Source organism: Mycobacterium sp. (assembly GCF_049585075.1).
Taxonomy (GTDB): Bacteria; Actinomycetota; Actinomycetes; order Mycobacteriales; family Mycobacteriaceae; genus Mycobacterium.
The window spans coordinates 1-25,497 of the sequence record NZ_JBAUZA010000442.1 but is presented as its reverse complement, the minus strand read 5'-3'; the positions used below and the strand labels follow the sequence as shown (position 1 = coordinate 25,497).

The 25,497-nt window shown below is 59.6% G+C and carries 23 protein-coding genes and 1 pseudogene; 3 read left to right on the top strand and 21 right to left on the bottom strand.

The window, feature by feature from the left end; translation table 11 throughout:
* The 3 genes and pseudogenes from WB785_RS21100 to WB785_RS21090 all read right to left on the bottom strand — a co-directional run.
* Window positions 1–143: pseudogene (locus WB785_RS21100) on the bottom strand (ABC transporter ATP-binding protein); the annotation flags it as partial.
* Between the two features lie 1,043 nt (window positions 144–1,186).
* Entirely contained in the window at window positions 1,187–1,918 is a 732-nt protein-coding gene (locus WB785_RS21095; RefSeq protein WP_424081482.1) for a hypothetical protein, read from the bottom strand.
* 280 nt (window positions 1,919–2,198) lie between these two features.
* Window positions 2,199–3,035: a hypothetical protein gene (locus WB785_RS21090; protein ID WP_424081480.1), complete on the bottom strand. Its 837-nt coding sequence runs from the start codon at window positions 3,033–3,035 to the stop codon at window positions 2,199–2,201.
* A 256-nt stretch (window positions 3,036–3,291) separates the two neighbouring features.
* Between WB785_RS21090 and WB785_RS21085 the strand changes: the two genes are divergently transcribed.
* Entirely contained in the window at window positions 3,292–3,483 is a 192-nt protein-coding gene (locus tag WB785_RS21085; protein ID WP_424081478.1) for a hypothetical protein, read from the top strand.
* A gap of 1,545 nt (window positions 3,484–5,028) precedes the next feature.
* Here WB785_RS21085 and WB785_RS21080 read toward each other — a convergent pair.
* The 17 genes from WB785_RS21080 to WB785_RS21000 form a co-directional block, all read right to left on the bottom strand.
* Complete coding sequence (locus WB785_RS21080; RefSeq protein WP_424081476.1) at window positions 5,029–5,481, bottom strand: hypothetical protein; 453 nt, start codon at window positions 5,479–5,481, stop codon at window positions 5,029–5,031.
* A 61-nt stretch (window positions 5,482–5,542) separates the two neighbouring features.
* A complete protein-coding gene (locus WB785_RS21075) occupies window positions 5,543–6,217 on the bottom strand; it encodes a hypothetical protein (RefSeq protein WP_424081488.1) in 675 nt (224 codons plus the stop codon).
* 89 nt (window positions 6,218–6,306) lie between these two features.
* A complete protein-coding gene (locus tag WB785_RS21070; protein ID WP_424081474.1) occupies window positions 6,307–6,996 on the bottom strand; it encodes a hypothetical protein in 690 nt (229 codons plus the stop codon).
* A gap of 63 nt (window positions 6,997–7,059) precedes the next feature.
* Window positions 7,060–8,007, bottom strand: coding sequence for an MlaD family protein (locus WB785_RS21065; protein WP_424081472.1), 948 nt, complete (start codon window positions 8,005–8,007; stop codon window positions 7,060–7,062).
* A complete protein-coding gene (locus WB785_RS21060) occupies window positions 8,004–9,005 on the bottom strand; it encodes an MlaD family protein (RefSeq protein WP_424081471.1) in 1,002 nt (333 codons plus the stop codon). The genes WB785_RS21065 and WB785_RS21060 overlap by 4 nt, the downstream gene beginning before the upstream one ends.
* Window positions 9,002–10,126: an MlaD family protein gene (locus WB785_RS21055; RefSeq protein ID WP_424081469.1), complete on the bottom strand. Its 1,125-nt coding sequence runs from the start codon at window positions 10,124–10,126 to the stop codon at window positions 9,002–9,004. The genes WB785_RS21060 and WB785_RS21055 overlap by 4 nt, the downstream gene beginning before the upstream one ends.
* Entirely contained in the window at window positions 10,126–11,085 is a 960-nt protein-coding gene (locus WB785_RS21050) for an MlaD family protein (RefSeq protein WP_424081486.1), read from the bottom strand. The genes WB785_RS21055 and WB785_RS21050 overlap by 1 nt, the downstream gene beginning before the upstream one ends.
* Complete coding sequence (locus WB785_RS21045; RefSeq protein ID WP_424081467.1) at window positions 11,082–12,146, bottom strand: MlaD family protein; 1,065 nt, start codon at window positions 12,144–12,146, stop codon at window positions 11,082–11,084. The genes WB785_RS21050 and WB785_RS21045 overlap by 4 nt, the downstream gene beginning before the upstream one ends.
* Entirely contained in the window at window positions 12,143–13,189 is a 1,047-nt protein-coding gene (locus tag WB785_RS21040) for a Mammalian cell entry related domain protein (protein ID WP_424081465.1), read from the bottom strand. Before WB785_RS21040 ends, WB785_RS21045 begins: the two co-directional genes overlap by 4 nt.
* Before the next feature lie 11 nt (window positions 13,190–13,200).
* Window positions 13,201–14,067 (bottom strand): MlaE family ABC transporter permease, encoded by an 867-nt coding sequence (locus WB785_RS21035; protein ID WP_424081463.1) that lies wholly within the window; start codon window positions 14,065–14,067, stop codon window positions 13,201–13,203.
* The gene (locus tag WB785_RS21030; protein WP_424081484.1) at window positions 14,067–14,939 is read right to left on the bottom strand and encodes an MlaE family ABC transporter permease; all 873 of its coding nucleotides are present in this window, start codon (window positions 14,937–14,939) and stop codon (window positions 14,067–14,069) included. The genes WB785_RS21035 and WB785_RS21030 overlap by 1 nt, the downstream gene beginning before the upstream one ends.
* Window positions 14,940–16,319: 1,380 nt before the next feature.
* Entirely contained in the window at window positions 16,320–16,937 is a 618-nt protein-coding gene (locus WB785_RS21025) for a TetR/AcrR family transcriptional regulator C-terminal domain-containing protein (RefSeq protein WP_424081459.1), read from the bottom strand.
* Window positions 16,938–17,032: 95 nt separating this feature from the next.
* Window positions 17,033–18,832 carry a class I adenylate-forming enzyme family protein gene (locus WB785_RS21020; protein WP_424081457.1) on the bottom strand — a complete coding sequence of 600 codons (1,800 nt, stop codon included), beginning with the start codon at window positions 18,830–18,832 and terminating at the stop codon, window positions 17,033–17,035.
* Window positions 18,829–19,677 (bottom strand): PaaI family thioesterase, encoded by an 849-nt coding sequence (locus WB785_RS21015; RefSeq protein ID WP_424081455.1) that lies wholly within the window; start codon window positions 19,675–19,677, stop codon window positions 18,829–18,831. Before WB785_RS21015 ends, WB785_RS21020 begins: the two co-directional genes overlap by 4 nt.
* Entirely contained in the window at window positions 19,667–20,038 is a 372-nt protein-coding gene (locus WB785_RS21010; protein ID WP_424081453.1) for a hypothetical protein, read from the bottom strand. The genes WB785_RS21015 and WB785_RS21010 overlap by 11 nt, the downstream gene beginning before the upstream one ends.
* A 14-nt stretch (window positions 20,039–20,052) precedes the next feature.
* On the bottom strand, window positions 20,053–20,883 hold the full coding sequence (locus WB785_RS21005) for a mycofactocin-coupled SDR family oxidoreductase (RefSeq protein WP_424081451.1): 831 nt from the start codon (window positions 20,881–20,883) through the stop codon (window positions 20,053–20,055).
* A gap of 40 nt (window positions 20,884–20,923) precedes the next feature.
* On the bottom strand, window positions 20,924–22,141 hold the full coding sequence (locus WB785_RS21000) for a cytochrome P450 (RefSeq protein WP_424081449.1): 1,218 nt from the start codon (window positions 22,139–22,141) through the stop codon (window positions 20,924–20,926).
* Window positions 22,142–22,397: 256 nt separating this feature from the next.
* On the opposite strand from WB785_RS21000, the gene WB785_RS20995 reads away from it, so the two are divergent.
* On the top strand, window positions 22,398–23,582 hold the full coding sequence (locus WB785_RS20995; protein ID WP_424081447.1) for an acyl-CoA dehydrogenase family protein: 1,185 nt from the start codon (window positions 22,398–22,400) through the stop codon (window positions 23,580–23,582).
* Window positions 23,567–24,514, top strand: coding sequence for an acyl-CoA dehydrogenase family protein (locus WB785_RS20990; protein WP_424081445.1), 948 nt, complete (start codon window positions 23,567–23,569; stop codon window positions 24,512–24,514). The genes WB785_RS20995 and WB785_RS20990 overlap by 16 nt, the downstream gene beginning before the upstream one ends.
* Window positions 24,515–24,520: 6 nt before the next feature.
* On the opposite strand, the gene WB785_RS20985 is transcribed toward WB785_RS20990, so the two are convergent.
* Complete coding sequence (locus WB785_RS20985) at window positions 24,521–25,282, bottom strand: enoyl-CoA hydratase/isomerase family protein (RefSeq protein WP_424081443.1); 762 nt, start codon at window positions 25,280–25,282, stop codon at window positions 24,521–24,523.
* Window positions 25,283–25,497: the final 215 nt, after the last annotated feature.

Genomic DNA, 25,497 nt, shown 5'->3' with positions numbered 1-25,497 from the left:
TTCAAGAAAACCGATTTACCAGTACCCGACGGGCCCAGCAAAACGCTGACCTCGCCTGCCGGGACCTCCATCGTCACGTCTTCCCAGATTCGCTGGGAGCCGAAGGACTTCGTCAGTCCCTCAACCTGGATACCGATACCCATGCGAAACCCTAAGTCCGTAGGTGCAGTAAGTTCGTCGTGTTACCTTTGCCATGCCTCCGTCAGTCGGGTGGTCCGGGCATGCGAATTGCAGGCTCAATGGGTGCGGCTTGCGATGACTGGCCCCCCGGCCTGGCTGAACTTCCTCGAACTGCTGATCGAGATCTGCTATATGGCCGCTGCTTTTCGAAAATCCACGTGGGGTTCCCACGGGGATGCCGTTGGCAGACAAGTGAAAAGTGCGGTCTGCTCCGAACCGCAGCCGGCGATTAGGGTGCATCAGGCCCTGAATGTCGCTCCGCAGCAACGAGGTCCGGGGACGCCGATAGGCAGTCATCGCGTTAGGCCAAGCTCGATCATTTTGCGTCGAGCGGAGTTGTACGCGGTGCGGACATGGGCTGTTTCATAAACATCGTCACGGGGTGGACGCAAAAGACTGGGCGGTAAGGTATTCCAGCGTCAGCGGCAGCACCGAGTCGCTGTTTGACGCAGAGGTCAAAAGCACGGATATCACGTGCGAAATCGTCAGTGAAATCAACGATCTCCGGCCCAGCACTACTGGCGAACTCTCGCGTTGAAGTCCAACTGTTCTCAACATTCAACAGGGCCTCGATCACACGCACGGGCGCTCTCCTGCCTCGCAGCAGAATCTGAAGTTGCCAAAGAGATTCCGCATGTCCGACGTAACCAAATCATACGCCGTCTAAATCTCAGGTCAAGTCGCGGAGCCAGGTTTGCTATCTCTATGGCGCGCTGACATCGACGTTGCTCCATCGACTGCGCTAGACAATATCCAGCGCTTCGCCGACGCGCTCCACGCGTTGGGGCAAGCGCGCGCGGATGACCTCGATGAAGAGCTGCCCCTCGGCAATTCGACTGAATTCATGGGCTGGTTTTCGATCTTCGGACCCATGATTGCGACCTAGACATCACCGCCGGACCTGCGACTATTCGGTCGCGTCTTCAACGACTTGTTCGTGTAGGAGCCGACTTTGGTGACCGGCCGTCAACTGCCTGCGATGGGCGGACTAGGCGGAGGCTTCTGACTACACCGCCGACATCACCGCTGAAGCTTGAGAATTTTCCTCTTGCATCTGCGCGTTGATCGCTCTTATCAACTGCACTGTCGCGATCGCGATCCAGCCGAAGAATACAATCACTGGCGACCAGAAGGCCAACAGCCCGTTCCAGGCAAATGGCCCGGTGCGGAACAGAAACGCAAGGGCGCCAGCCTCGATCATCAGGACAGACCAGATGGTGTAGTAGCCGAACCAGCGCGCAAACGGCGAATGAGGTACGGAGTTCGGTGCCAGACAGATCACCGCTACCGCTACCCACATGAAGATGTAGAACTGATCCATAGTGACCAGCGATATCACCCCGAACTCATGCATGATGGCCGTCACGTCCGCCGCGCGGTCCGGCGTAAATGCCGCAACCCCAAAGCATATTGAAGGCAACACGAAGTTAAGGTTCATCAATAAACCGCCTACGACCGTCAGGATTGTCCAGACCGGCGCCTTGCGGGCTTCATGCCGATACATCTGCACGGCAACGACGATAGTGAGCGGGACCATGAAGCAGCTCACCCAACTCGAAACCACAGCGCCCAACTTCACCTCGGTGCTGTGCTCGACGTAAAACTGTGCGATCCGGGTCGCCGGCCATCGAGCGCTCGGTGGCGGCAGCATGTGCAGGTTGAAGCGGAGCACGATGCAATATATGACCATCATGATTAGCGACCACCAAATGCAAACCTTCTGACTGCGCAGCGACATGGCCATTTGTTACCAACTCTCCCGGGAAGATGGGAAAACACTTTGACTTGTTACCGGTGCCAGCCCTGCTTGGAACCGCCGATCACTGAAAGTCACAAAGCTCGTCCACTGTGCCCCACCCAGGTGGGGCCAGCGGGGCCGCCAGGCCTGAGCCAGGTGGTCCCGGATCAAGCCTGCGTGTCTTTTTGATCGCTCAAAACGCCAGCGGCAGCGGACAAACCGAAACCCGTAGCTCTCACGGCACCACGTATCCCAGCAGGACGACTTCGCGGGCGCAGCGTTAACGGTGGGCCGCCACGACATTGCCGCCATCCCAGGGCGTATCGATCCTCCGCTGCTGGTCAATCTTCTTGACCAGCAACACCGCAACCCAGGCCAACAGCAACGTCAATCCGCAACCCAATACGGCAGCCGCCCACCTCGCGACGGGTGGAACATCCATGTTGAGCGCGGTAAAAGTGGGCCAGTTCGCACCGAAGTAGACCACGGCATCGGCTGCTGGCACGATCGCCAGGCCCGCGAGCATCCTCCACCCCTTCAGATACGGCACGGCCAAATACAGCAGAACACCACCGATCACCGCGATCGTGCCATTCGGAATCATCCACCAGAATGGGAAACCGTAGAAGTTGAACGGTTGAGGTCCGTAATAGCGGTAGATGCCGATGGGTACCACCACCGACTCCATTGCCAAGTCCAGGACAGCAAGGGCTAGCAAGTACCCCATGACACGCTTCACCGACCACCTATGTTTCAGGCCCCGGAACAGGAGGTAAGACGTCACGCCGTAATACCAGCCGTAGCCCAATATCACCCACACCGGAATGGACCTGCCACACGCTGTGAAAGCAAAAGGCCCAGTGTCGGTTGGGTACCAAACCATTCCCACCAGATCAAGCAGGGGTTCGATGCCAGTGCAGATAACACCGCTCAGCAACAAGATCAGCGCAAGTGGGTCACCATGACGCGTAGCACGCCAGCACGACCAGACCGACGCCGCAACGAAGGTCGCGATCATGATGGCGAACCACACACCTGCGGCCTTGGGGTGGCCCTTCATGTCGATAGGTGGTTCGAGCAACCTCGGAACCCCGGCAAGCGCCAACAATGAAGACATTGACAAGTCCCTCTTTCGCCGAAGCCAGGCGGCCCAAAGACTGCACGCCAAATCGCCTGCCAGGAATCGTACAGCGTCAAGATTCATGCGGTCAACCCCACGACTTGACTCACGAAAAGTGCCCGCGAAACGGTGATCCCCGCTAGGGCATGGAAAGTGGGGTTGTCGATGGCATGTCGTGCCGAAGTCGCCGCTAGGTGCGCCAGGGCGTATGTGATGGCTGTCAAATATGAACAGGGGACGAATTCTGGATTAGGTGGTGGAGGAGGCCCTGCTGGTCGCGTGGCAGCGCCCCCCGGCCTATCGCAGCGTCGTGAAGCCACGTAAGCCGCGGGCACCGAAGTATTCCTCCTACGGGCTCAAGGTCCTGCAAAAGTTCTGGGCCGCTTCAGGTGGCCAGCGCGGTAAGTATCTGGCTACCTCGATGACCATCCACTCGACGGGCTAGAATCCCACGGCGAGTTAGGTTTTGGTCAGCAGCGCTACAGCCCGCAGGTGCGTGAGACCCTGTTGCGGTCTTCGGTCAAATCGGCAAAGCCACCGACGAAATCAACTCTCCGCGAGTCTTTTTCGAGAGAGACACGGTCGCACACTGTGGGCCAACACTCAAGGACGAATTCGCCCCGACGCTGAACCTGACCTGGGTGCTGGACATTGCCCCACGGCGTGCGCAATAACGCCCTGCACCCAAATCCTGGCGGCGCTCAAGGCCGTCGTCGACTAGGTCCTCTTCGAGGTCATCGGCCTGGACTTCGACAACGGCAGCGAATTCTTGAATCACTTTCGCGGGCATTTTTACGTGAGGCACCGATCAACATTCGCGGGTACCTTGATTTGAGGCACCACCCGACGCACGAGGCCAAGGCTATCCTGGGCGGTCATACACCAGCCGGGTCAGCCAGAAGGGCAAGACCCGTAACTGTTGCAGACATAAGAGTTCCGGTCGTTCCAACCTTTGAACCAAGTCCCCTGGGGTGTGGTGAATAGCTGAAACGGACCGTGTGCGCAATAGGTATTACCCTCCAACGTGACTGCGCACGTCGATTCTTCAAAAGTCACGTAGCTAAGTGGCGGCAGTGCCCGCTGCGCTTGTGCGGCAGGGTATTGCATGGCTGCAGTCCAACCGTGGTGTACCGCGCGGTTGCCGTTGAACCAAGCGATGTGATTGTCGCCCGGGGGTGCACCCGGAATATCACCACTGCAGCCGAAGCTTCCCCAAATCCAAATACCGCAGTTCATTCCGGTGGGCGATAAGAACCAAACGCCGAAACGATCTGGGAGGTAGAACTCCTCGGGATTTAGCTTAGTATAGTACGCCGTGATGACGTCTAGGTCCGGGAACGGGCTGTTGGGCGGAGGAGCATCACCACCGGGCGGATCTGCGTTTCCCGAAGGCGCGATGCCGAATAGCCATCCGATCGCGCATGCTACCGCCACAAACCGTCGGGCAGTGATTTGCATTTTTTCGTCCTAACGCCGAGATACCAATGCGGGTTCAAATGTCACGACATAAACGAGGTAGAGCCGTAACATGCCGCGTCGCCTACATCGAGAGTGTTTGCACAGATAACTTTCCCTTGGAAAAGGATTCGTACGGTTACCCAGTAACCAGGCGGGCGGCCTGGGGGTAGTGGTGAGGCGGGGACGCTGCCTCGCCAGTCGGCGCGAACTTCGGCCCCGTTTGTTGACCCGCTGTGAGGATCGACCACAGGCACATCGATGCGCCACGGCAGCGGCACTCCATATAGTGCTCTTCGCTCAGAGTGGTCGAAATACTCAATATTTGCTGCGGCCACGGTATCTGAAACCACCTCGTACGTCACGGTGTCGTCAGCCCTGGCAGCCGGCGCCACAACGACGGCTGAAGTGCCAGCAATCAGCAAGACGATCATGGCGGGGACGCCCATCATTGTTCTCCTCGGACTATCAATGCGTGCGGCTGTCGACGTCATATCTGAGTTCGAACTGAATGGTGCTTAATTCGAACACGATATTAAGGTCCCGCCAGCACCGTGGATGTCATATAACCCCACGTATCGTTATGAATCACGCTTGCCCCATAATCCTTAAAGGCGCAATCAGCGATAAAAGGCGTCCCCTCTTTTACGGCAAAACCTTGCAAGATTAGAATCTTAATCGCATCAGCCTCAGTTTTGCCGTAGCCGCGCAACAACTTTGACTTGTTACCGCTGTAGCCGAGCGCCTTCAATCCCGGCCCGGGGTCGTCAATCGGCTGTAAACCCGCCGAAGTGAGATTTTGATAATCGCTGACCGATCGGTTGATAGCCTCGGCGACCCTTTCGACGACCGGATCGGAACGAAGGGGCCCGCAGGACCCGCCACGCGCCGACGCAATCGCGGTTCTCAAGTTGGCTGTTGTTGCGTCCGCGGCGACAGACGGTGCCAGTCCGAGACCTGCTGGGACAAACGCTGCGATCGTCGCCACCCGCGCGATCCGCCGCCCGCGCCCGTCGAGTATCCGACCGCGCACCCGTTCCGATCGCCCGTTAGTCGCATACATGCGAACGCTGGATCCTGGTACCCCACCGCTTCACTCGCTCCACCGATGGGCCGGTGAACCAGTCGGGCTGATGGCTTTTGATCCCAGCACTGACATTGGACAGGTGCTGCCAAAGTAGGTAGAAGCTCTTCCCCTCATACAGCGGAAAGTATGCGTCGTCAGAATGTTCCGTATTCTGCGTGAGCGCCTGGACGCGGGGGGCCAGGAAGTCTTCCGACTGATCAATGTTCGCCGTGACGATGTCAGCTTCCTGCTGAAGATCGCCGCGGCTGTAATCCCAGTCACTGCCCGAACCGTTTATGACGCCCGGCCCATTCGGGGTTATTCGGTCAGATTGTAATTTATCGATCTGGCGCCTCAACTCGTAATACTGCGCTTTGAACCATTGGCACATCTCCCGCTCTGCGGTGATATCGGCGTTGGTAACACTTCCCCTGGTTTGGTCATAAGGAAAAGGAAACTTGGGCTGCCAGTTCGAGGGAGTTGGGACAATCATTGGTAATCGCTCGACGGGCCGATTGTAGCTGGAGTTACTGTATGCATCCGGATTATAATCCCGTGGGTCGGGCACCTGATAATTCCCTGGGTCAGATGCGTCAGGATCGGCAGCCGACGTGGGGACGGCGGGGACGGACAAGAGAATTACGACGCACGCCGGGATCACAGCGCCATAGCGGAACCCCATTTTTGTGGTCAGACTTGTCATCGTTATCAGATCTCCTCTCTACCCCGGCGGAAGCGCAGCCGGCCCTACTTTCCTTCTACCATCGCGCCAATTCCACCGACATCGCTAATCTGCCAGTCCTTGCTGCTGTCAATCGTGATGGTGTACGCGGCCGTGGATTGAAGTGGATCCGGAGCCTGCAGGGTCTTTGTTTGAACGCTCACGAAAGCATCGACAGCATAGGTCGTCCCGGTGTTCGAACGAACTTTGGCGACGAGCGGACTTGCCGTCGAAGACCATTGGAGAGGAACTAAGATCTGCTCCATTGATGTCGCTGCCTTGGTCAGCTTGTCCTTAAGCTCCGGAGTAGTGCCCGCGACGAGCTTGTCCTTCCACACACCAAGGTTTTGGAAATCCATCGCCGCGGCGTTCGCAGCGTAGTTTAACGCGATTTTCTCCGCGTGCTCATAATTCTCGGTCCGTCGAGCACTTACGTCGAGTTTATCTTGTGTTTCCCAATACAACCAGGCTAGCAGCCCGATTGTTGCGACAAGGGCGGCGATTAGCACACCGTGCAACAAGCCGCGAAGAGAAATCGACACTCGCCGTCGCGTGGCTTTCTTGTCTGTAGATTCCTCGTCGACAGGTTTCTTGTCAGCCGAATTCGTGTCATTGGACTCGCTGCAGGTCGGTTTGTCGTCACCCATCGGCCCGTTGGTATCGTTCTCGGGCGCCTCTGCTTCGGAGGAATCAGGGTTCATATCCATGCCAGTCATGTCCTGCTCCGTATGAGTCATTGCATTTATCCCTCTCGATATTCTTGATAGCGGACTTCCTGCCTAGTTCGGGATCACATGCAGCGTAACTACGCCGTCTTCCGGTAGGGTCGCTAAAATGTTGGCCATGATCTGACTGGGGTCAAAATTCAACAGAGCTCCAGCAATTCCCTTGACATGCGGTAGAAACCTTTCGCCCAGGACTTTGAGGTCACTACCATTGGTGTCCAATAGCTTTTGAATTCGGTCGAGAAGACGACGCATCGCGACGACGGTCATAGGTGCACCGTGGTAAACATTTACTGCTATGACGCTCATGAGGCCGCCCAGAGCGTGGCCGATCTGTGTCGGGTAAGGTGCGAGGTCAGCGAGTATTGGGCCTACCCATGAGGCATTTTGCAGCAGGGTTTGGAAGTTGCCGAGTAGCGCCGACCCGTGTCCATTCATATTAGCTGCAAGATTTTTCAGCAGTTTGCTCGTCCGAACCAGATTGGGCAGGACGGCGTCCGGGGGTGGTATTGCTGTGTCTAGCTCGTCGGTGATGCGTTCTAGCGCGCCGGGGTCAAGCTGGTTTAGAACTCGGCCGACACTTGCCGCCAGGTCTGATACGTAAGGCGGCTGTGTTACCAGTTCGGTTGGGATGCGCTGGCCGTCTTGAAATGTAGGTCCGCTCTCGACTCGGGGGACCAGCTGAATATACGCTTCACCGAGGGCAGATAGGTTTCCGAACTTCACATCGCTGTCGGCGGGCACACGGTAGCGACCATCAATATAGAAGTCGACGGTTGCTCCATCGACACTCGTCGAGAGATTAGTGATTTTGCCGACGGGCACGCCCCGCAGTAGAACGTTCGAATCGACGAATAGACCATTGATATCAGCGACCTTGATAGAGAGGTTGGTTCGGTTCTCAGGCGGCCCGATGCGGACACCAAGTGCACCAAAGTAGGTAACTGCTAGCGCCATCATGACTCCGAAAGCGATGAATGACACCAACCCCCGCACTTTCATGGTGCCGCTCCTAGGATCCGGAGAACGTCTTGCGCTCTGCCCGAAAGTTCGCGCCCGTCAGGACCTAAGATTGATGTGATGTTGATGGCGGGGTATTTATCCTGCGGAAGGAAGAAAGTAGTTAACAGCCGCTGCCACGCAGGGTACTCGTTTTCGAACACCCATTTGGAATGTTGAAGCGCCCCAAAACCATCGACGAGCGAACGGAGCAGCGGCATCAGCCAGTATCCGCCCGCATAGATGCTGCCGAGCGAGGGAAAAAGCCTACCGAAGTGGATCCCCAAGGCGAGCCCGCGACCAAAGCCTGCCATGCCTGTCGGCCCGAACCAATACAGAAACGACGGAATTCGGTCGTGCATCAGTTGAGCGGTTTGCGACAGACCGCTAAGCCATTGGTCGACCGTATTGACGTTCTTGCCGAGGTCCTCGACGTCCGCGGAAACCTGGGAGACCAGTTTGCGCAACGCAGCTTCTCCGCCGGCGGGCTGGACTCGATCGAGGCCGATCATCGTGTTCTGGATGCGCTGGATGGACCCGCTTGACACGAAATTCGCCAGATTGGCAATAGTGGCTTCCAGAGGGGGCGGGGTCGTGGTTTGCGCTAACGAAATCCTGCCGCCTGCACCCAGTGCGGGTGCCGCTGGGTTGTCGTTTTGGGACCGCTCGAGGGCGACGTAGATGTCGCCTAGCACTGTGGCTTGCTGCAACGCCGCATGGATGTTCGATGGCACGGTGACGTGGGGGTCGATTGTCGCGGTGACGTCGACATGGCGCGCAGTGGGTTCCACCTTGGTGACGACGCCGACGTTTGTACCGTCCAGCACCACACGTGCGCGAGCGGGCAGATTCAAGGCATTCTCGAATTCGATGACGATGTCCCGACCACCGCTGTAGGACCTACCAGGCTGGGGCAGCGCATCGACGTTGATTGCTGCGCATGACGACAGTGTCACGGTGCAGCAAATGACCGCGGCGATCAGCCGTTGCCGGCTGGTCATGGCTTCGCCGCCTGGGTAAGCACGTACTGCAGCAGCGCAACGTCAACCGCGTATGGCGTGCCCTGTACGTTTGCGCAGCTGCCCCGCATCGAAGCGTTCATGATGTTGCAAAGGGCGACCCCGTCCGGGGTACGGATGCGGTACAGGGGTGGCCGGTACCGGATTGTTTGCCAAAGGTGATTGTTGATGATGTTGGCCATCGAGTTGATCCACCACGGCACCGGATTTAAAAGATTCGCTAGCCGAGGAGCGTGAGCACTGAGCTTCCGCACTGTGACGGACACCGTATCGAGCGTGAATTGAAGCTCCTGTCCAAGAATGGTTTCTATTTCCGACATTAAGCCTAGTAACGGGTCGACGATACTCGCTATTTCGTAGCCACCATTTACAGCGAGCGTAACATCCTGTGTACTCGCCTGCGCGTCGTACAGGATCTGCTTGAGCGGACCTCTGAGGTCCGTGAGCACCGACGTTAAGTGTTCGGTGTTGGCGATGACGGACCCGATGTCGCTGATTGCTTGATCAGGGCTATCGAGCAGCGACGACGCCGTAGTCAGCAGCTTATTGATGCCCGCCCCGGTGCCGTGAAAAGACTGGTCGACTCTCTGTACCGCATCACCGACATTCGTCGATCCGTCGGGGTTAATCGTGTTAATGAAAGTGGTTGCCGACCCGATCACCTCGGATAAGCTCTTGGGTGTTGCCGACCGGCTGAGCGGGATACACCCGCGTGTCGATAGCTGCGGACCCGATTCATAGTTGCCGACTAGTTCCAGCGATCGGTCGGCGAGGATGGATGGCGACCTGATGACTGCCTTGACATCTGCGGGTAACCGACGCTGCTCATTCAGAGTGAAATCGACGCGCACGTCGTTTGGACTCGGACTGACAGTCTTAACTTTGCCGATCCGATAACCCATCTGCGTGACTGGATTGCCTGGGTACAGTCCGATGCTGTCGGGCAGGATCGCGCAATAGTCGGCCTGTTCCCTAACCACCGACGTCTCTCTTACTCCCGGGGCGTCTTTCGAGATGCATGAGCCACTGACGACAGGTAGCGCTGCGGCTATAAGTGCGACCCCGGCAGTCCGGTATGCGCGGCGCCCACGTGGCCCAGCCATTAGCACGGACTCCCTGGTATCGGGAAACACATGTCGGTGGCCAGTAACTCGGGCGGCGCACCTTGCGCGTCAAGGACACGCTCAATTTTGTTCCGTACCAGCCGCAACGACCGGATTATTGCACCATTGCGGTCCGCCCACATCCGTGCTTTTACGATGAAGCGGCGCACCCGTTCAATCGTCTCATCGTGGTGATTCCGGTAAAAGATAAAGATGGGTGTGAGTTGGTCAATTATCTTGCCTAGGCCGTATACCGCGTCGCGGAATCCCGTGCTGTAAACGGTCAGTGTTGCTTCCAGAACCGAAGTCTTACGGACTAATTCTCTGAGCTCATCTTCGAAATTGCCTAGGGCCCGGATCCACTCATCTGACAGATTCAGGATGGCAGTCACTTGCCCGCGTTGTCTATCGAGGGTCGACATGACACTGTTGCCAGCATCAACTATTGCGGAGAGCGCATCAACGTTTGTGCCAGTGAGCCCCTGTTTGAGTTGGTCTAGTGATTCCTTGAACGGCTTTGGTTTAACCTGTTCGGTGATCCTCGTCGTGTCCACAAGGGTGCGCATGAGGCTATAGGGCATGGTGGTGCGTTCGACCGGAATTGGATTGGCGCCCAGGGGGCCATCCCCCAGTGACACGATGTTCACGTAGTAGCCGCCCACGACGGTCAGCATGCGGACCTCTACCTGAGACTGGTCTCCCACAAATGCATAGTCCTCAACACCAAGCCGCACCCTGACCTGGTTCGATTCGAGTGCAAGGTCCTTCACCTTGCCCACCGTGACACCAGCGATTCGTACATCGTCTCCGGGGCGAACCGACAATGCATCATGGGTGTAAAAGGTGACAATTTTGCGCCCCGGAGGGTTGAGATAAAGACAAGCTGCAACGAGCGCCAAAACAGTCATCAAGGCGAACGCGACCGTGCCCCATAAAATCGGGCTTCGCGCCAATTTCATCGGTTGCATAAGAGCACCCTTTGCCCGTTGAGAAGTACATCCATCTGTTCCGGTAGTTGAGCGCGACCGTGGGAGCACGGGGCGGGCCCGCCGGCCGTAGACGGCGGTGGGACATTATCCCAAAAGACCGGAACAAACTTGAACGCGTCAGTGAAATCGTCCAACCTAGTGAACGCGCGGTCCATCGCCAGGTCAATGTCCTCCCGGGACATCTGGGGGCTGAAGAAAGCGGCGCCCTGCGTGAAGCCAAGCGCATTGCCCTGAAGCACTGGGAATCCCGCGTTTTCCAACAATTTCTGCACAGCAGACGTGAAGTCGAGGCCGTAAAGCTGAGACTTTCGAAACTCGTCTATCGCGTCCAGAGCACCATTGAGTGGTCCATTAACCCACGTCAATATCTGGATGAAGTCCTTTGAATGGCCGCCCATGGTGTCGGCAAGGGCCGAGAGGTTGCGCAGCAATGTTGCGACTACCTGTTCGCGATCCGACGCGAACTTGGATAGCTTTTGGATGCTGTCCAACAGCGGCTTCAAGCCGCCCCCATCACCGGTCAAATAATTGGCGGCATTCGCGGCAAAGGTGTTTATGTCATCCGGACTCAGGGTGGCGAACACCGGTTGTAACCCATTGAATAATGCGGTGACATCCAACGAAGGTTGCGTCATCGTCGTAGGTGCACGTGTAACGAGATCTGCCGGTGAATACTGCTCCGCGGGATCCTCCACAGCCACGTACCGCAAACCAGTAAGGGCCTGGAATTTGATCGCGAGCCGCGTGGCCGACACTATGCCATATCGCTGGTCAAGCGTAAACGTGACCGCGGCAACGCTTTGGCCGCTCCGTCGCTCGAGTTGGACCGCGCGAACCTTCCCGACACGAACCCCCCGCACGCGCACATCGGCATCCACATGTAGTCCGGAGGCATCAGTGAACTCGGCAGTGTACGCGCGCAGGCGGGCCGCCACCGGCTGCCGTATGACATTCACCACCAGAATGAGCAGGACGACCGCAACGGCACCGGCTATGGCGAGGCGCCACAACGCCGCTCTGCCCCTTATCATCGCGTGCCTCCCACAGCCGCAATCGGGGCTGCCACACCGGGCAGACTGTCCAACACGAGTCGAACCCGAAGGGCACGCTGTTCCGGGGTCCCCCCGTACATCTTCTCGAACCGAGTGCGCAGTTCCGCCACCATCTGCCCCATTTGTTCGGGCCTGATCAACGGTGCCACCACATCGAACAGCGCTTTGACGATCTCAGTCACGGGATGGAGATCGCGCGAATGGGTTGACAGTAGCCTGCCAACCGCGCCAAAGAGGCCTGTTTCTGCCTCTATAACTGTCGGTAAGAATAAATCTTCGTACTCTTTTTGAGTGGCATCTTTCAGGGTCCAATTTATGTAATCAACTGGCTGTATGAAACCGTCGCCGGCATCAATCAGTGACTTGACAAACGTGGGAAACGCAACACTGAGTCCAGTCGTATTAATCAATAGTCGCTTGGTAGAAACCGTTTGTACTTTGGCAACTGCATTGGCGGCACTCAGCATCGTCTCGATGAGAGGATTCAGCGCATCGGTGTATCGGGTCCCCCAGTCGATCACGTGGATTAGCTGCGGCGTCACCACTCCGGTGGTGATTTCACCAAGACGGGTCAGCAACGCCTGGAGAGCAAAGTTTCCCTTCGGCATCGTGTCGATCCGCATCCCGTCATAGAGTGGATGACCGCCGCGACCCGCCTTTAGATTGATACCGGTGACACCGAAATAGTTGATAGGACGGAAATCAATTTCCATCGTGTCGGTTAAGCCCGCTGTTGGCCGGGTCTGCAGGTCGGCGTCGAGCCGAACACCTCCCCCTGGCAAACTAGAAAGGCCCCTGACCTTGCCCACCGTTACCCCGTGCATGACCAAAGCGGTACCCGTCGCGACACCTTGACCGATATACGGCGTGTCGATCGCGATCGAGATGTCGCCTTTCGGTCTGCCACCAAAAGGATTCACCACAATAAGCATCCCGGCCACCGCAGTACACACCAGCACTACCGCCGCGCCCACAACGGTCAAAGTTCGCGCCTCTGTTTCCGCCGCAGTGTTCAGTAGCATGGTCTAATCACCTAGCCCTTGAACACGAAATTAGGACGGAGACCCCAAAGGGTCACGGTGAGTATGAGATCTAGCACCATAATAGCGACCAGACTTGCACGCACAGCACGCCCCGACGCCAAACCTACACCGACTGGGCCGCCCGTAACAAAGAATCCATAGTAGCAATGGATCAATGTCGCAGCCATGCAGTAGACAATTGCTTTGATCGTCGAGTAGAGAAGATCCGTTGGTGTAGTGAATTCCACTAAGTAATGGCTATATGTACCGCCGGATTGGTTGTGGAATACCCGGATTATTATGTCCATGACCCAGAAACTCGCAATCAGCGTGAATGCGTAACCCGGGATCACAGACAACATCCCGCCGATCAGGCGAGTACCTACCACAAACGGTATCGGCCTGAGGCCCATTGCCTCGATGGCATCAATCTCGTCGGCGATGCGCATAGAACCGATCTCTGCAGTCATCCGCGCGCCCGGCTGCGCAGTGAACGCGATACCCGCCACGAGAGGCGCGATTTCTCGAACACTCCCAATCCCGGCGACAATTCCCGATAGCGCACCAAAGCCAATGATGTTCAAGATGGCAAACGACTCAATGGCCAAGGAGGCACCGAGCGCGAGACCGAGGATCGCCAGCACGCTTATCACGCCGCCGTCGACGATGATCGAGCCCCTACCCCAGGCAAGACTGTTCATCGCCCGCAATGTTTCTCGCCGATATCGTCGGACAGTCACCGGCAGCGTCCCGAAAACTTGGGCAATGAATACCGTCCACTGCCCGGCTGTGTGAAACGCCTCGCGAAGCGGGCGCGCTGATATCAGCCGAGTACTGAAGAGCTTGGACGGCAAGAAAACTCGCTGGTGCAGAGCCATTACGCCACCACCGCCGGAAAGAACATCGTCTCCAACTGCGTTATCGCGAGGTTCGCGAGCATTATGTAAATAATGTTGAGAACTACCGATGAATTCACCGCATCGGCGACCCCGCGGGGGCCGCCCTTGGCCTCCATGCCCCGAAGAGATGAAACTATCCCCACAATTACCGCGAATACGGCGGTCTTGCCGATCGCAAACCACACATCCACCACTTTGGCGAATGTTCCAAATGACATCCAGAAACTTCCGGGTGTCACGTCGCTGACTGTCACTGAGAGTACGTATGTGGCGGAGGTCCCAGCCACGATGATGTAGGTGCACAAAATCGGCGATATTAATAGCAACGCCAAGAATCGCGGCACCACCAAGGCGCGAACCGGATCAACGCCCATTACCCGCATCGCATCGAGCTCTTCACGGACCGCCCGCGCCCCGAAGTCCGAAGCGATTGCCGAAGCGGCGGCGCCACCCATCAACAAGCCGGCAGTGATCGGCGCGCCCTGCCGGACAATACCTATCCCGCCCGCCGCGCCAACTAGCGAACTCGCCCCCACCTGATTAACGAGTCCCGAAGTCACGACCGCCACCATCGCGCCGAATGGGACGGCCATCAGCAGTGCAGGTACCGCAGTCACACTGAGCAAGGTCCAAGCTTGAGATAGGAGTTCTCCGACCGGGAGCCGCAACGCTAGGATATCGGCCACCGCATAGCGCACTACGGCCGCGAAGAGGAGAAAGCCGCGGCCTGTCGCGGCCGCACTATTCACTGGTGTCATTGCTAACCGCGACACTGCTCGGCGCGCGGCAGCCGGAGCTCTTCTGCGCGCGGCAGCCTCGGCTGCTCGGCGCGCGTTGACGGCAGGAGCCATCGCTTCCTGTTGACCCTCGCCGATGACGCGAGTAATCACGGCTGGTCGTCAGACTGGAGCATCGTAGTCCCCACCTCTAGCGTCCCCCTGGGCTGTCCAGCAAACCAACGAGTGACCCCGCCAGCACAGCCATATCGGGGGGCCGACGATACCCACCCCTGGCGGTCGGGATCGTTTTGACCTTTTTGTACGGGATTGCTACCAACAGTGCTCAGTGCCGGTCCCCGTGTTTTCACCCCATCGCCGAACGCAAAACCGACGTGCTGGCCTTGCCTGGGCGCGCTCGCGCCTCGGGACCTGGCTTTTCGACGCCGCATTGCGGCTCCTCTCCCCTGCGTGCGGTATGAGCACTGGTGGGTTACCAAGTCACCATATTCGTGCATCGTACAAAACTTATGGTTGTTGAGAATAATCACCCGACGTCTGCCCGTCAAGCGATCGCGTTGACCGTCCTCGACTGGCCGCAGCAAGTGGGCCGGCGACAGCGCTCTGCGGAACTGGTCGAGCTGAGTTACGTTGCAATGGTTTGGATTTCGTTTCACACGCCGAGGTCGAAGTGTCCGGCGGCCCAGGGCGCCGTGCTCCTCGATTTGGTAACGAGTCATCTCTCACTAGTCGGGCTAATCGTCGGCCGATCCTCACAGGGGATATCTGCGTGGCTTGGGTTTCTGCGCTCAGCCGCTCTGCCGCCCACGAAGTCGCCACCGTTTTCGACTGGCCGGGGGGATCCCCACTGTTCTGTCTACGGTGCCGCCGCATCCGGCAAACCCGCCACCGCTCTCCCCCCCGGGGCGACTGGCAAGTCTCCATCAAGAGAGGGCCAGTTCCCGTAGCAGGACGCCTTACCCTTTGTCTGAGTGCTTTCGCAGATGAGGGATCCTCGCATGAAAATGCGAATGGTGACCCACCCATTCCCCTGAGTCTCGCGCCAGTTGGCGCGGAGTCTAGCGCCATCAGTTGATTGGCTGCTCGGGTTTACAACTGTCGCATTGGTCCGCCATGGCAACGGCAAACCGGCCAGCGAAATCGGCTCCGAGCGGTCATAGTACTCAACATTTACTGAGGAGACTGAACCTGAAAGGACCTCGTATGTGACGAAGTCCTCGGCGTGGGCGGCCGGAGCCGCCGCCATCAGAGAAATGCCCCCAATCGTCGATACAACTGCGACTGTCGATCCGCTGCGAATCATCGGTTCTCCTGTCCACGCCACTCGGCCGTCGCCTCGGCACCGGTCCCACCGTCGGTCATTGAGAGCGAGAGGTTTTGCATCGTTGTGTTACCTTCCGCAAGCGACGTTTTCCTATACTATTACGTTGTATGAATCCAGGCGGCTGAATCGGCCCGGTCGCGGAACTCGTGTGTTCACGGCATGACTCGTGATCAGCGGGTGGACGATGCTGGAGTTTCCATCACGCCGGATGCCTTGAGCCCACCCATGATTAGATCCAGTCCGAAGTCGAACTCGGTCTCGTGCCTGGCCCCCGACAGCGCCGGGTAGGGGCCGTTGTCCAGTGCCTGTCGGCCCAGCGATCCAAACAGATAGTCGAGCAGCACGTGGGCGACCTTGGGCGCATTCGCAGCTGATACCCCCGCCGCGCTAACGAGCGCCATGGTTTCGCGAGCAAGGCGCTGCTGCTCGTGGGTCGGCGCGCGCTGCTGCATCACCCGGGCCAGTTGCGGAAACCGGATTATGACATCACGGGCACCGCCAATGACACCGCGCAGCTTGTCCTCCCAGGTGCCCTCTTGCGAAACCTGAACCGCACCAACGACATGATCGATCGCCCGGTCGAGCAGGGCGTCCTTGTTGTCGATGTAGTAGTACGGCGCCATCGTCGACACGTTTAGGTGCTCGGCGAGCTTACGCATCGACAACCCCGCGGCCCCCTCCCGCTCGATGAGCGTCAATGCGGCCTCGACGATCTGCTCAATGGTGATGTCGCCGTACGCGCGTTTAGCCGCGCCCTCCGACCATCCCTCGCTTCCACGTCGGCCCATCGCGACTCCCGTCAATCAGCCGTCAATCAGCCCAGCCCGCCGGCGACAACCGTTGCGATCTCACGGACCTCTCGTAACCGGCGCACGATATCGAGCTAGTTGCTTTCGGTAATCTGCTTGGTGCCAGCCGTTTTCGCGGATGCGACATGAGACACCGCATCCCGCCGGGACGCGGTATATACGGTTTCGCGCAACTCGCGTTTCAGAAGCTTTCCGCTCGCGTTCCGTGGCAACGGCTCCGCGACAGCCTCGATGTGATCCGGGACTTTGAATTGGGCGAGAGTGTCCGTTGCATGCTTGCGCATTTGTGCGGGACTCGGCGCCGTCGCGTCGGCATGGACGACCGCCCATACGCGCTCGCCAAGATCTGCGTCGGGAATCCCGAACACGGCGGCCTCGATGACTCCCGGCAGGTCTTCAAGTACGTGCTCGATCTCACTGCAATATATGTTTTCGCCGCCGCGGATGATCATGTCCTTGGATCGGTCGACCACATAAAGGTAGCCGTCGTCGTCGAGGTATCCCAGGTCCCCGGTGCGGAACCACCCAGCATGGATCGCGTCTGCTGTCTCGTCAGGCCGGTTCCAATAGCCCGGTGTCACCACCGGTCCAGACACTCGGATTTCTCCGACCTGACCAGCTGGAATTAAACGGCCGTCGTCATCGGTAACGACGACGTCGACGATGGGCGAGATTCGCCCGACCGAGCTCCGCCGATCCGGACCGATCCACTGCCCGCTGATCGTGATAGCGCCGTGTGTCTCGGTCATGCCGTAGCCGCTCGCAACATTGGCGGAGTCACCAAGTAGGTCCTGCGCCTTGGCCAGTGCGCCGGACGAAACTGGCGCACCTCCCACCGAGACATTCTTGAGACTGGACAGATCTGCGCGCGCCGCGCCTGCCGAGGTGACCACGCGCTGGAGCATCGTCGGAACCCCGCCCCACGCGGTAATGCGCTCGTTTTCAATGAGGGTCAGCACCTTGTCGGGTTCGAAGCGGCCCTCGAGGAGAACCACCTTCGCCCCCGTGACGAGCGACAAACAGACAGCGGCGTGGAGCCCCGAGACGTGGAAGAGCGGTAGCGTCAAGAGCAAAGCCGGCTGCTGCGCAGCACGCCTGGGCGCGGCCTTGCCACGCATCCGGCGATCTAGAATACCGCTCAGGATCACCGAATTGATCTGGGCGATCGTCCCGCGATGGGTGGTAATGCAGCCCTTCGGTACACCCGTGGTCCCTGACGTATAAACGATTACGAAGGTGTCGTCCTCGTGCGCGACGTGCCCCGGTGGGTCGGGGGTCGGCTGCTCAAGGTCTTCAAAGGAGGCAACGGGAAGCTTCCCGAGGAAGCGGGTCGGGTCACCGCAAACGAGGACTTGCCTCAAGCTAGATGCCCCGAGGTCCGAGATTATTAGTGACGCCGCGAGGGATTCCTCGACAACCAGGATGGTCAGTTGCGCATCCTCGATTGCGAGCGCCTGCTCTCGCGGAGAGGACCAGCTGTTGAGCGCGACGGCGATTCCACCTGCACAGGCTGTTCCGAACGCTGCCAGAAGCCAATCGACGCTGTTGGGCGCGAGGATGCCGACGCGATCGCCGACCCGCAGCCCGTACTGCTCACGCAGTGCGTGGGCGACCCCCCAAACGGAGTGGGCGAATTGTTCGAACGACATACGTCGATGCCCGGCCACGAGGAACTCATCGTCTCCGCGCTTCGTGCATTGCGCAACGAGAGCGCAGATAGATGAAGGACGGTTGACGAAGTTGCGGTGGCCATGTTCGTCGAGACCGATCTCGAAGCGGCCAGAGCCCGTCAGTTCGCGAAGCGCTGCGTCGATGCTCGATGGCGTCATGTCGTTGAGCGTTTGATCGAGGTGATCCCCCGCGGCAGCGTTCATCCCGTCTCGCCGAAGACGCCGACCGCAGATGCCACCAGACGGTCGCCGTTGCCGCTGTCGCGAAGAACAACTCGGCAGGAGATGCGGTCGTGACCACACGTGATCTGCCCGGCCGTACGGAACGGGCCGGTGGTTCCACGGGCCACGTACATCACGGACCAGTCCTCGATCTGCGCGTGCCCGGTGTTGGTGACTTCCTCGGCGAGATCAAGGGCCGCGCCTTCGAGAACGATCTGAGTGGGGCCGTGGTGCAGGGAACCCGTAGTGGAGCCGAGGTGCGCGTTGAGTTCGGGGAGTTCCCACACACCCAAGTCAAAGTGCTTGGCGCCGAACGCTTCCGGCAGAGGCGGAAGCAACGGTGAGTCTTCAATGCCGGGGCCGGGATCCACATAGCGGTATCCGGGGGGCGCGGCGCGCAGGTTGACCCATATGCCCCGGGTAATCGCGATGACCCGTGCGGGATTGGCCGCGTCCCGGATCTCCGACTGTCCAAATCCCATTGACTTGCCGTTGCGCAGCGTCACGCCCCGAACTCGGATCTCACCGACATCGCGACCGGAGTCCAGGATGGACACTGAACTCTGCACTGGTGCTGGAACTCCGGTCGCGTCGCTAGACGTTCCGCCGAGGTCTGCAATCGCGATGGACAGCGGCGCAGCGAGCAGCCCGCCACCGCCGTTGCGTAGATCGTGGCGGATGCGCAGGCTGCCCTCGGGGTGACCGTCGGCGCCCTCGACCGTTCGGGTCCCGAGGTAGCGGTACGTCAGCAGACCGTCGGGCCCCATGACCTTCTCGAAACCCTCCCAGAATTCCGCGTCGTCAGCCTGTCGCAGATCAGTGGACATGGGTTGCTCCCAATGGTGGTCCCGCCGCCTCGGGCTTTGGCGGAGGTGCTTCGGACGGAGGTGCGTTGTCGGTGGTGATATGTCCAGCTCGCCGCCACTGCCGAATCAGGAAGTAGTAAACGAAAAGGACGAATGGCACGACACCGACGAGTCCCAAGGCGTGGCTGACTACGCCCATCCAATCTGGCGTCGGTGTCGTGCCAGCGGGGAGGGGTTTCGCGTAGCCGGTCATGATCCAATCAGCGAGTACGTAAGCCTCGATGGCGATGATCATGATCCCAAGGGCGGCCCCCCACTTCACGGGCTTCGCACGGCGAGGGGCGATGTCGGCTTCTTGATCCTCGATCGAGTCCGCGCTCACACGCAGGTTGGTAGTCATCGCATCGTGAACCCGGCGTCGACAGGCAGGGTCACACCCGTCACATAGCGCGCCTGCTCCGAGCAAAGCCACACGATGGCGTTGGAGATGTCGACCGGTTCGATCAATGGGATGGGCAGAGCGTTCTGAAAGATCTCGCCAACCAGCGGATCTTCGGCTGCCCACTGGACGAAGGCCTCGTTGACCACCATGGGAGTGTTTACTCCGGTCGGATGCACAGTGTTGACCCGAATCGAGTGCGGCGCCAGAGTGTTGGCGTAGACACGCATGAGACCCACCACGCCGTGCTTGGCGGCGTGATAGCCGAGCATGCCGGCCGGGCTCATGGCGCGAGTTCGGGGAATACCCTTCAATCCCGCTGTCGAGCTGGTGAGGACGATGGAGCCACCCTGTCCCTGTTCGATCAGCGTGTCAGCGCAACACTCGACAGTGTGGAACACGCCCGTCAGCATGATGTCGATCGCGTCGTGCCAAGCGTTGTCCGGCTTCGCGCGCTCTCCAAACACCGGCATAATGCCCGCGTTGGCCAGCACGAAATCAAGCCGTCCGAATCGCTCGATGCCTGTGGCGACGGCATTCTGCACCGTCGCCCGATCACGGACGTCTCCTCGAAAGGCAGCGATCTTTCCACCCGCGTCTTCCACGAGCTTCACGGTGCCGTCGAGGTCCTCCTCTGTCGGCATGTCGTATGCGACCGAGGGCACTTCAGCGCAGATGTCGAGGGCGATGATGTTCGCGCCCTCCTCCGCCAGCCGGATGGCGTGCGAGCGACCCTGGCCGCGCGCCGCTCCGGTGACAAACGCGACTTTGCCGTCAAACATCTTCATCAGGGCTGCCTCCTCGTTGAATCACTGCGCGGTTGACGTGTCAGGAGAATGTGATGGGCAGCCTTTTCAAGCCCGAGATCTCGGGTTCGTGGACGCGTTCGATCTCGCCGGCGAGCGCCCAATTGGGGTACCGATCAAGCAACTCGTCGAAGTAGATCTGTGCTTCCAGCCGAGCCAGCCGCGCGCCCAGACAGAAGTGCTCACCAAAGCCGAACGACATGTGTTGGCGCGGTTCACGATTGATGCGGAATTCCTCGGCATCAAGTCCGAATACCTCCTCGTCGCGATTGGCTGATTCGAACAGCATCATGACGCTGTCGCCGGCGCTGATCGACTTCCCACGCACCGTGGTGTCGGCTGTGGTCGTGCGCGCGAAGTAGCGCACGGGCGATATAAATCGCAGCATCTCCTCCACGGCTTTCGGCATGAGCGATCGATCCGCCCGCAGCAGCCGCTGCTGGTCGGGGTGCTCGATAAGAGCCAACGTCCCACACGACATCAGATGCCTAGTCGTCTCCGATCCGCCAACAAGGATCAGAAACGCGCTCTTAACGGCTGTGAGCTGATCGACCGGCTCACCGTCGATCTCGGCGTGCGCAAGCTCGGATACAACGTCGCCCGCTGAGCCCATCCGGCGCTCATTCAGTAGCTCGTCGAAGTAGCTAAATGCCGTGGCCATCGCGACCGCCCCCTGTGCATCGGAGATGGTCGCCGGGTCCGAGTAGGCCACTGACGCATCGACGATGTCGAGGAATCGTCCTCGCTCGTCGGCCGGGATGCCCATGAGGACACCGATTACATAGATCGGCAATCGTGCGGCGATGGTTTCAACAAGGTCGAACGGCTGGCCTGGATTGAGCTCGTCGAGCACCTCATGCAAATAGTCTCGGATCTCTTGTTCCATCGCGTAAACCGCACGAGGCGCGAAGTGGTGCTGCACCAGTTTCCGCAGCGCTGTGTGTTGCGGCGGGTCCATCGCCATGATGCTCGGGGCTACCAGCTGATTGAGCTGATCTCGCTCGCCACCCGGCATCAGAAAACCCTGTGCGGAACTGAATACGCGCGGGTTCCGGGCCGCAGCCGATACGTCGTCATGCTTCGACAGCACCCAAAAGGCCCCACCATCGAACTCGTGGCGAAACACCGGCGCTTCACGCCGCAGCCATGCGTATGTCGACCATGGATCGTCGGCGTAGAACTCGGCCAGATGCAACGGACCCACGTTCGCCACGCTCAACTCACTAACCCCGGCGCTCATTCGGCTACCTCCGTCCCAGACAGACGCATCTCCAGCGCACACGGGGCCGCATGATTGAAGTCCGCTCCCCGACGGCCTCGAACCGATCGATCACACCCACGCAGTCCCTCTCACGCTAATACACAATCAGCAACAAGTGCGAGAAGAATCGTACAGTGTCCATATCTGGGCGGTCAACAGTTGCCGCACTGTGGGTGCGGCACTTGCAAACACGCGACAAATGCGCTATTCATACAGCGTACAAGGTTAGGAGCGCATGGACCTGCGGCTGTCGGAGTCCGAGGACCAGCTCGCGCGCGAGCTGCGAAGCTGGCTGCCAACTGTCCTTCCCGCGTGGCGTGACACACCGCCTATCGATGATTGGGACGCCCGCAAGAGCTTCGATCAACGCTGGCAGCGCTTCCTGCACGACGCTGGCTACGCGGGCTTTAGTTGGCCGCAACGCTTCGGTGGCCGCGAGGCCTCCCCTATAGAGGAGCTCGTCTTCGCGCGTGAGATGTCAATCTCGGGAGCGCCCGACATCGGCGTGAACTTCGTCGGCTTGATGCATGCGGGGCCGACGCTGATGGCGGAAGGCTCCGACGAGCAGCGAGCCCGGTATTTGCCGGCGATCCTGCGCGGTGAGGAGGTGTGGTGCCAAGGATTTTCCGAGCCCTCGGCGGGGTCGGATCTCGCGGCGCTGACCACCCGCGCCGTCCGCGACGGCGAGGACTACGTGATCACCGGGCACAAGGTGTGGAGTTCCTACGCGCACGTCGCCGACTTCTGCGAGATGCTCGTGCGCACCGACCCATTAGCGCCACGACATGGGGGGATCAGCTGGCTGATCGTGCCAATGGACGCACCGGGCATCCAGGTGCGCCCGCTTCGGACCCTCACGGGATCCACCGAGTTTTGCGAGGTGTTCCTCGATGGGGTGCGCGTCCCGATCACCAACCGTGTCGGTGACGAGAACGATGGATGGCGCGTGGCGATGGTGACTCTGGGCTTCGAGCGAGGCACAGCAATGATCCATGAGTACTTCGCGGCGACGCAGCTGGCGGCTGTTATCAAGACCACCGCGATCAGCTCCGGAAGCTGGGACGATAGCGTGCGATCCGAGCATGGCCTGATCGTCGCTCAGCTTGACGCCCTGTGGGCACTCACCGTGCGGAACGTCTCGCAGGCGGCCCGACATCGCCCTCCGGGGGTGGGCGGGTCGGTTTTTAAACTGCGCTTTTCGGAGGTCTACCAACAGCTCGGGGACCTCGGTCGCCGAGTAATCGCAGGCCATGGACTGGCGCTTGAGGATGTTTCTGATATCCCGGCCGGCACGGTACTCCACGAGCGGCTGTACGGACTCTGCTACCTCATCGCCGGTGGCACATCGCAGGTGCAACGAAGCATCCTGGCGGAGCGGGCGCTGGGTATGCCAAAGGAGCCCCGGTGGACTTCGAATTGAGCGACGAGCACAGAGCGTTGAGACAGACCGTACGCGAGCTGTGTGTCGACCGGTTGCCACTGATCGAGCTGGCCGGACGCGAGGGCCCAGGGTTCGACGATCGATTGTGGGCCGACCTCGTCTCCCTGGGTGTTTTCTGCATGCGCGATGCCCCGCCGGAGGGAGCCGGCTTCGGCATGACCGAGGCCGCGGTTGTCTATCACGAGCTTGGACGCGCGTTGGTGCCGGGCCCAATCGTTTGGTCACACCTTGCGAGCCCGCTTGGCCTCAAGGGTGTGGTGTGTGGCCTCGACACCCAGCGAGTGGGACCTCTGGTCGAGTATCTGGCGGTCAGTGATTTGCTGCTGTTCGTCGGAGACAAGGTTCGCGCCATCGAAGTCCGATCGATCGATAAGGCGGCAATGTGGCCCGCTCCCCCACTCGATCCGCTCACGCCCGCGTGGCGCGTTGATGATGCTATCCCGGTTGGAGACGTTGTCGGTGACGCCGAGGCAGCGCACACGCTGCGCCGCGACGGCGCCGTGCTGGTCGCTGCCCAGCTCGCCGGTATAGCTGCGGCGGTGACTGATCTCGCGGCTGCTTACGCGCGGCAGCGAGAGCAGTTCGGCCGGCCGATCGGCTCGTTTCAAGCGGTGAAGCATCTGTTAGCCGACATGCTTGTGCGGGCGGAGATCGCACAAGTTGCCGTGGAGGCCGCCGGAGTCGCGATCGACGGCCGTTCCACGCTCGATGTCGAGCGCGCGGTGGCCTCGGCGAAGGTTGTTGCCGGCGAATCAGCGATTCGGAACAGCGAAACCTGCATCCAGATCCACGGCGGGATCGGCTTCTCGTGGGAGCTTTCCGCACACCTGTTCCTCAAGCGCGCGTGGATCCTGGACACGCAGTTTGGTACGCCCGCGCAGCACGCTCTCACGGTCAGCGATCACGCGTGACGGACCTCAACGGCCTAGATAGCTACCGACACGCCGCTGCTGAGCCGCATCCAAGGCCTCGAGAAGATCGTCGGAACCAAACGCAATGCACTCTTGTGCGAGGGACAGTTCAAGCACCTCACCGGCCCTTTCCTGCATGAGCCTATTCAGAACACGCTTGGTGCCTTGCACCGCTAGCGGTGGCAGCGCTGCGATGCGCACCGCGAGTGCTTGGGCCGCGGGTAGAGCATCCTCTGGGCGATCGACCAGTTCGGAAACCAAGCCCATGGCATAGGCATCCTGTGCACTGACCGGGTCGCCGGTCAGCAGATAGCGTTTTGCGCGCATGATGCCAACCGCCTGCGGCCAAACCAGGCATCCTCCGTCCCCGGCCACCAATCCGACCGCAACGTGCGGATCAAACACCCTCGCGGTCCGCGATGCGACCACCACATCACATGCCAACGCCACCGTCGCACCCAGTCCAATCGCATCGCCGTGGAGCGCCACGACAATCGGGACCGGGAAATCGATCAGGGTGGCCAGCATGTGTCGTGCGTGGTCCAGGAAGCGCAGACGCATTGCAAGATCGCCGTGCACGAGGCGCATAAAAGCGAAGTCGCCTCCTGCGGAGAAGACCTTTCCGTTCGCGCTGAGCACCACCGCACGCAGGTCTGGCATGTCGCGCAGCTCGACAAGAGCACCAATGAAGTCGGTGTGGAGCTCTTCATCAAAACGGTTGAGCAGGTCACCGCGGGTCAAGCGCAACTCGGCGACGTGGTCACGCACGCTTACCGAGAGCGAAACCGTCTGCATCATCCTGTTACCTTCCGCGAACGAGTTTGTCGGTATAATAGTACATCGTACGAATCACCGCAGTATCGCTCTGGGTCGCAGAACTCGTGTGTTCACGGCATGACTCGTGATCAGCGGGTGGACGATGCTGGACTTTCCATCACGCCGGATGCCTTGAGCCCACCCATGATTAGATCCAGTCCGAAGTC